Origin of the sequence: Rhodococcus sp. LB1, assembly GCF_001583455.1 — a bacterium.
Classification (GTDB): Bacteria; Actinomycetota; Actinomycetes; order Mycobacteriales; family Mycobacteriaceae; genus Rhodococcus_F; species Rhodococcus_F opacus.
The window spans coordinates 24,799-31,163 of the sequence record NZ_LTCZ01000410.1 but is presented as its reverse complement, the minus strand read 5'-3'; the positions used below and the strand labels follow the sequence as shown (position 1 = coordinate 31,163).

Annotated in this window: 6 protein-coding genes; 5 read left to right on the top strand and 1 reads right to left on the bottom strand. The window is 61.9% G+C overall.

Going from position 1 to position 6,365, the window contains the following annotated elements; all coding sequences use genetic code 11:
• Positions 1–126: 126 nt before the first annotated feature.
• From AZG88_RS40935 to AZG88_RS40915, 5 genes are all read left to right on the top strand, one after another.
• On the top strand, positions 127–1,419 hold the full coding sequence (locus AZG88_RS40935) for an LLM class flavin-dependent oxidoreductase (RefSeq protein ID WP_197436375.1): 1,293 nt from the start codon (positions 127–129) through the stop codon (positions 1,417–1,419).
• 257 nt (positions 1,420–1,676) lie between these two features.
• Positions 1,677–2,174, top strand: coding sequence for a flavin reductase family protein (locus tag AZG88_RS40930; protein WP_005250333.1), 498 nt, complete (start codon positions 1,677–1,679; stop codon positions 2,172–2,174).
• Positions 2,171–2,833 carry a 3,4-dihydroxy-2-butanone-4-phosphate synthase gene (locus AZG88_RS40925; protein ID WP_082764924.1) on the top strand — a complete coding sequence of 221 codons (663 nt, stop codon included), beginning with the start codon at positions 2,171–2,173 and terminating at the stop codon, positions 2,831–2,833. The genes AZG88_RS40930 and AZG88_RS40925 overlap by 4 nt, the downstream gene beginning before the upstream one ends.
• Positions 2,834–3,147: 314 nt before the next feature.
• Positions 3,148–3,573 carry a GlcG/HbpS family heme-binding protein gene (locus AZG88_RS40920; RefSeq protein WP_061045662.1) on the top strand — a complete coding sequence of 142 codons (426 nt, stop codon included), beginning with the start codon at positions 3,148–3,150 and terminating at the stop codon, positions 3,571–3,573.
• Positions 3,574–3,770: 197 nt separating this feature from the next.
• Positions 3,771–4,658 carry an alpha/beta fold hydrolase gene (locus tag AZG88_RS40915; protein WP_025433436.1) on the top strand — a complete coding sequence of 296 codons (888 nt, stop codon included), beginning with the start codon at positions 3,771–3,773 and terminating at the stop codon, positions 4,656–4,658.
• Positions 4,659–5,174: 516 nt separating this feature from the next.
• Here AZG88_RS40915 and AZG88_RS40910 read toward each other — a convergent pair.
• Positions 5,175–6,071 (bottom strand): alpha/beta fold hydrolase, encoded by an 897-nt coding sequence (locus AZG88_RS40910; protein ID WP_025433435.1) that lies wholly within the window; start codon positions 6,069–6,071, stop codon positions 5,175–5,177.
• Between the last annotated feature and the right edge of the window lie 294 nt (positions 6,072–6,365).

Below are 6,365 nucleotides of genomic sequence, written 5' to 3'. Positions count from 1 at the left end.
ACCTCAGCGACGCATGACACAAACCACCCCGGCAGCCGGCCGACGTGCACATTCACTGTGCTGCTGAAGTCAGAATTGATCAGAAGACAAACGATTGCAACAGAAGAGGGATAGATCATGACTCGCATGATGAATTTGATCGGATACCTGAAGACTGGCCCGACTGCGTTGCACTCGGGTGGATGGCGGCACCCCGAGGCGACTTTGGACGACATTTTCGATCCGGTCCGTTACGAACACATGGCCCAGACATTAGAGGCAGCGAAGTTCGACGGCGCATTCTTCGCCGACCTTTTCGGTGTGGCCGACACCTACAAGGGGCTCGAGATGTTTATTCGCTCGGGCGGACAGAACAGCTATCTCGATCCTCTGACGGTTCTTCCGATCATGGCGCGAGTTACGACGCGGCTTGGTCTGGGCGTGACAATCTCGACCAGCTTCCACAACGCATTCCATATCGCGCGCTCCCTAGCCTCGATCGACATGTTGAGCAAGGGGCGTGTGGCTTGGAATGTCGTAACATCCACCAGCGAACTCGAGGCAGCCAACGCCGGGCTCGACGGATTGCCTCCGCATGGTGAGCGCTACGACCGGGCGGACGAGGTACTGGAGGCATGTAGCGCTCTGTGGAACACGTGGGACGACGATCCGTTCATTTTCGACAAGCGTCGCGGAGTTTTCGGAGATACAGACAAGGTTCACTACGCCGATTATCAAGGCAAGTGGGTGAAGTCGCGCGGTCCGCTCCCGACACCACGCAGCCCTCAAGGACATCCGGTCATTATGCAGGCAGGTAGTTCTGATCGGGGACGGGAGTTCGCGGCTCGATGGGCGGAAGTCGTCTTCACTCGACCAGGCGGTCGAGCGGAGATGGTTGCCTTCTACGAAGATATGAAACGCCAGGTCGTGGAGGCCGGTCGAGATCCAATCTCATGCAAGATCCTTCCCGGAGTGACACCGATCCTGGGTGAGACCGACTCGATCGCTCGCGAACGTGCCGATTACCTGGATAGTCTGCAGCACAGCGAGTATGACCTGGCGTATGCGTCGCTATCGGTCGGTGCCGACCTGAGCAAGCATCAGACCCTCGAAGAAGTCAGCAACGTTCGAGGAAACCAGGGCACCCGGGGCAGGACTGACGAGCTCAACCAGTTCGCAGAGAAGAGTGGGGTCACACTGGCGGAGGCAGCTGCAAAGCGCTCGCGCGGAGGTTCATTGGTCGGTACGCCAGAAAGCGTCGCCGATGAACTCCAGGACCTGTTCGAATCGGGCGCGTGCGACGGGTTCGTCATCATGCCGACAACCTTCCCCGGCTCGCATGAACAGTTCTGCCGCTCGGTCGTGCCCGAGCTTCAACGCCGCGGAGTGTTCCGCAAGGAGTACAGTGCGTCCACTCTCCGCGGGAACCTTCTCAGCTGATTCGCCCCGCTGGCGGTGGTGAAAGTTGGTTCGCTTTCACCACCCACCACCAACATCGGGTGGCTCCGGTGACCCCCACGCCCCGTGCCCACAGCACGCGCGTGACCACGACCTCCTCCTCCATCAGGTGTGCCCCTTCCGTTGGGGGCGCAACTACACCGACGGTGGACCCGACTCGGAAACGTGAGGTACATATACATGGAAACGACCGTGATGACAGGCGACGCTATCCGGAAATCCTCCGGGAGGGAGCACGCATGATCGCGCAGTCGGCCCTGGACGGGCCAACCCTTCGAGAGGCGTTCGGCCAATACCCGAGTGGAGTGGTTGCGGTGTGTGCGGAGATCGGTGGTGAACGGATCGGTATGGCGGCGAGTAGCTTTGTCTCGGTGTCGCTGGACCCTCCGCTAGTTGCTGTCTGCCCGCAGAACACCTCGGCGACGTGGCCACGACTACAAGAATCGCCGCGCATTGGAATCAGCATTCTCGGGGAGACACACGATGGGGCGGTGCGATCACTGTCAGCGAAGATCGGAGACCGATTCGAGGGGTTGACCACTCAGACACATGAGGGCGGCGCCGTCTTCATCGAGGGAGCCAGTGTGTGGTTGAACACCTCGGTCGAGCAGGAACTTCCAGCAGGCGACCATACGATCATCGTGCTGCGCATCAACGATCTGAGTCTTCAGCCCAACGTCGCACCGATCGTGTTTCACCGCAGTGGTCTTCACCGGATCCAACAGGAATCAGCATGAGAGTCGATGCGGCGCTGGCCTCACTACGGGAGGGACGACCGGTGTTCACTGTTGATTCGACCGGTGCCGGCGCCGTAGTCCTGGCCGCACACGGAGTAGACATGAAGTGGGTTGCATGGACTGTGCGGCACACCTCTGGCCTGCTCTGCGCGCCGATGTCAGAAGCTCGAGCCGACGAGCTCGACCTTCCTCCGATGGTGCCGCGAAACCAAGTTACCCTCGACGACCAATACACCGTGAGCGTGGACGCCCGGCACGGAGTAACCACCGGGATCAGTGCCGTGGACCGCGCCCGCACGTTCCGCACGTTGGCGGCTCCCTGCACAAGCCCCGCCGACTTGGTTCGGCCGGGCCACGTGCTACCGCTATGCACCCACTCGGGCGGCGTGTTCGAACGCCTCACGCATCCGGAAGCTGCCGTCGATCTGTGCACACTAGCCGGACTGCCCCAGGTCGCCGTACTGGCCACGCTCGTAGCCGACCAGGGTCACGTGCTGCCGCGGGCCGGAATCGAAGACCTCGCAGCCAAACACACCCTCCCTGTTCTGGACATCGCCGAGCTGCTCACGTATCCCCGCCGGGCGGAGTATGCCCATCGAGGGGCCCGTGGTGCAGCGAGATTGGAGAACCGCGCCGTCCCCGCACACCTATTCCCGTAATGCCCCCTTGCACGAGATGTCTTGTTCGACTTTGCCGGCCGCACGTGTACCGCCTCCAGCTCGGAGGCCGCCACTCCGAAAGGCGATGCAGCGGCATTTTCAATCGGTATCAGGAAGCCGAGCCAGCGGCTCCAAGGCGCTGTGAGGCCAGTTGGCTTGATCGATATCCAAGAATACTTCGTACAGCGTGACGGGATCATTCCGTGATTCGTTTTCCTCGGTGCTGTGCACACCAGTGATGACTCCGCCGAATACGACACAAGTCCCTGGCCGCGCGAATGTGACAGTGCGACAGAATAGTGATGGAGAAACGCATGACCATTGACCTCGTCACGGCGAGAAGAATCATCGAGGCGGCTCGAACATGTGCCAGCGACAAAGGGTTCGAGCCGCTCACAATTGTTGTCCTCGACGCAGGGGGGCACGTGCTGGCAGCTGAACGCGAGGACGGGGCTTCGAACAAGAGATTTGACATCGCGTTCGGCAAGGCCCATGGAGCACTTGCACTCGGGATCGGCTCCCGTTCGCTCATGGGCAGGGCAGAGCAGCAGCCATACTTTATTGCCGCGGCAACCGCCGCAATCGGTGGATCGCTGGTGCCTGTCCCTGGCGGCGTTCTCGTACGTGAGACCGAGGGGTCCCTAGTGGGTGCCGTCGGAGTTTCCGGGGACACCTCCGACAACGACGAGGCCGTCGCAGTAGCAGGCATTGAGGCCGCAGGTCTGGTCCCCCAACCTTGATCGGTCGCCATCCGACGCCTGTCAGTGGCGAACCAGCGAGCATCCGATTCCTGCCAACACGGCCGGCGGTAGGACGCGTCTGCCCCGCGCGGCACTGGTGGCGGCGGACATACAATGACGATCCTTCACTGTTGCCACACGCCTGATCTGCGGCGGCAGTTCGACTATTTGACTACCTGGACATTCGGAGGTGCAAGTTGGACCAGATCACCACTGACGACGACGTTGTGGTATCGATGTCGGAGCGCTTCGTTGGGCAAGTCCCGCATCAGGTCTACGTACAGCACTGGCGTCCGTCTCCGGGAGCCAAGGTGTCAAGGGGCCCGCTCGTCATGGTCCATGGCGGCTTCCACACCGGGACCGCGTGGACGACGACTCCCGATGGTCGCGCGGGCTGGGCACTCAGGTTCGCTGCGTTTGGGTGGGACGTCTTCGTAGTCGACTGGCCGGGAACCGGGCGCTCGAGCGGCCTCACACTGGACAACGTCGCAGTTTCCGCCAACGACGTTGTCGACGGCCTCATCGCACTTTTGGAACAGACAGGCCCGGTCGTGTTGGTCGGGCACAGCATCGGCGCCGCATTGTCTCTGAAAGTGGCCGAGCGTCACCCAGGCAAGATTCGTGCCATCGCAGCGCTTGCCCCGGCCTCCGTGGAGAGCCCTGTCGCAGGCTGGGATCCAGCTCCCCTGGACCAATGTGTGGTCTTCACGGATGAGATGGTTCGTTCGCTGTTCGCCAACAGCGAGTGCTTTCCACAGCAGGCGATTGGCAACTATCGATCATCACTCGTGCCGTTGACCCCCCGAATCTTCAACGCATCCCTCGGGCTGAATATGGATCTGAAAACAGATCCCGCTGTCGCGCCAGGTTGGGGGAGTCAGATCCCCGTGCTCCTACTTGTCGCGGACCAAGATCAGCTCATACCAGAGGCGAGGGCGGAGGAGACGTCGACAGCGTTAGGGGTACCGATTACCCGACTTGCCACGGACTGGGGACTGTCGGGCCATGGGCACAACTTCATCATCGAGATGGGGTCTGAGGAAATCGCACAGCGTGTCGATGCGTGGCTGAGTTCTGTCTGCTAATTGCGCAGTCGGTGGGGTTGTGATCGTTGAGGCGAGGAGTACTCCGCCGAGGTTGGTGATGGCGTACTTGTCGTAGCAGGTTGAGCACCGCGCCGGTGTGCGAGTCGGTTCAAACCACGCTCGACGGTGTTGCGGGGCGGCAGAGCGCGGTATCGGAGGCCGGCGGTCGCCCACCTCGGGAGCCCTTCTCGGGCCGTGGTTCGGTCCGACTCCGTTTCGTTCAGGGGTTCCGCAACTAGGCAACGGGCAACGAGGACAAGCACGGTCCGTCGGATATATATCCACCCCTGGGTCGGAAGGTCTGCCTTCAGAAAGAAGACCTAGGCCGAATAGATGACTGTGGCCTTGCCCGCGGAGTTCCTTGGCGTGCGACGACTGCGCAACCCTGGTTTCGCAATCCGGGTGGACGGGCTGTCTCGCGGCAGCGCGCCGGCTCGGCGACCTTGCTGAAGCGGTCATGTTCGCCCTCTGCCTCCTCCACTGCGACGCATCTGGCGTGGGGGTGCTCGTACGGTGCTAGCGAGTAAGAAAGGCGGTCACGTAACTGGCGAATTCCGTGCTTCGTTCTTGCTGTAGCCAGTGGCCCGTTTCCGGAAACACGAGCAATTCGGACCGCCGAAGCGCAGACAAGTAGTGAAATGCGTCGTCGGTCGGACAGAACCTGTCGTCACGCCCCCAAAGGACGAGTGTCATCTTGTCGATGGTGCCGATCCACTGAGCTGGGGTTCGGCGCTCGTAATCCTCAACCCAGCCGCCGCTGGCAAGGCGTTGGCTTGCCGCCTCGATCCCGGGCCTCAGCGTGCCTTCGTACCGCGAGGCGACAGCCGTGTCGAGGTGGGGAACCGTGCTCACGTCGGCCACCAGCCGGGTGAGCAAGTGCCGCATCTTGTTTGGCGACGGGTGGGGGTAATAGTCGTGAAGAAGCGCTGCCCCCTCTGAAGGAGGCGCAAGAAATTGCGGGCAGAATCCGCGAACGAATGGAGCTATGAGGACGATGCGGTCTACGAGATCCGGATACTCGAGCGCCATTCGCAGCGCGACGCCCCCGCCCAGCGAGTTTCCCGACACGTAAACCCGCCCGACGTCGAGATGGCTGAGCAGTTCGGCCATGGCCTTCGCGGAGATGGCGTTATAAGGGAGTCCGCTGTCCTCGACGAGATGAGACTGTCCGAAACCGGGTTGGTCCGGAACGATTACTCTGAACCTGGCCCGCAGAACCTCGATGCAGGCAGCAAAGCTGTCCCATCCCGTTTCCCCTGGAGCTCCTCCGTGAAGGAGCAGGAGGGTGGGCCCCGACCCGAGGTCTCGGTACGAGATGTGAGCCTCAGAGGTCCGATAGGAATGGGCCGCGGGGATCTCAGGCACGAGTGCGTTCTCCTTTGTCACGTGGACTACGGTCTCCTCGCCGCTCATGCGCCTGTTCTGCCGGTTCGGTTGTTATCCCGTCGCCGACCAAACTAGGAGTCACTTCGATTGTCACGCGAGGCACCTCCGGCTCGCCGGTAATACGAACACAGACTATCTCCCTGGCGCAAGAGCTGCGGGCGGACAAACCCGTCGCCAAGTCGTTCGAAGCGGGGACTAGGTGTTCGGGTGCCAGGCCGGGGGCTGGTCGCCCGCCCAGCTGCCGGCACCCGGCGCGCCGGCCCTCGTGGGATGGCGGCGGACGTGACGGAGACCGAACCTGCACCTGGCCGTGCGGTGGCA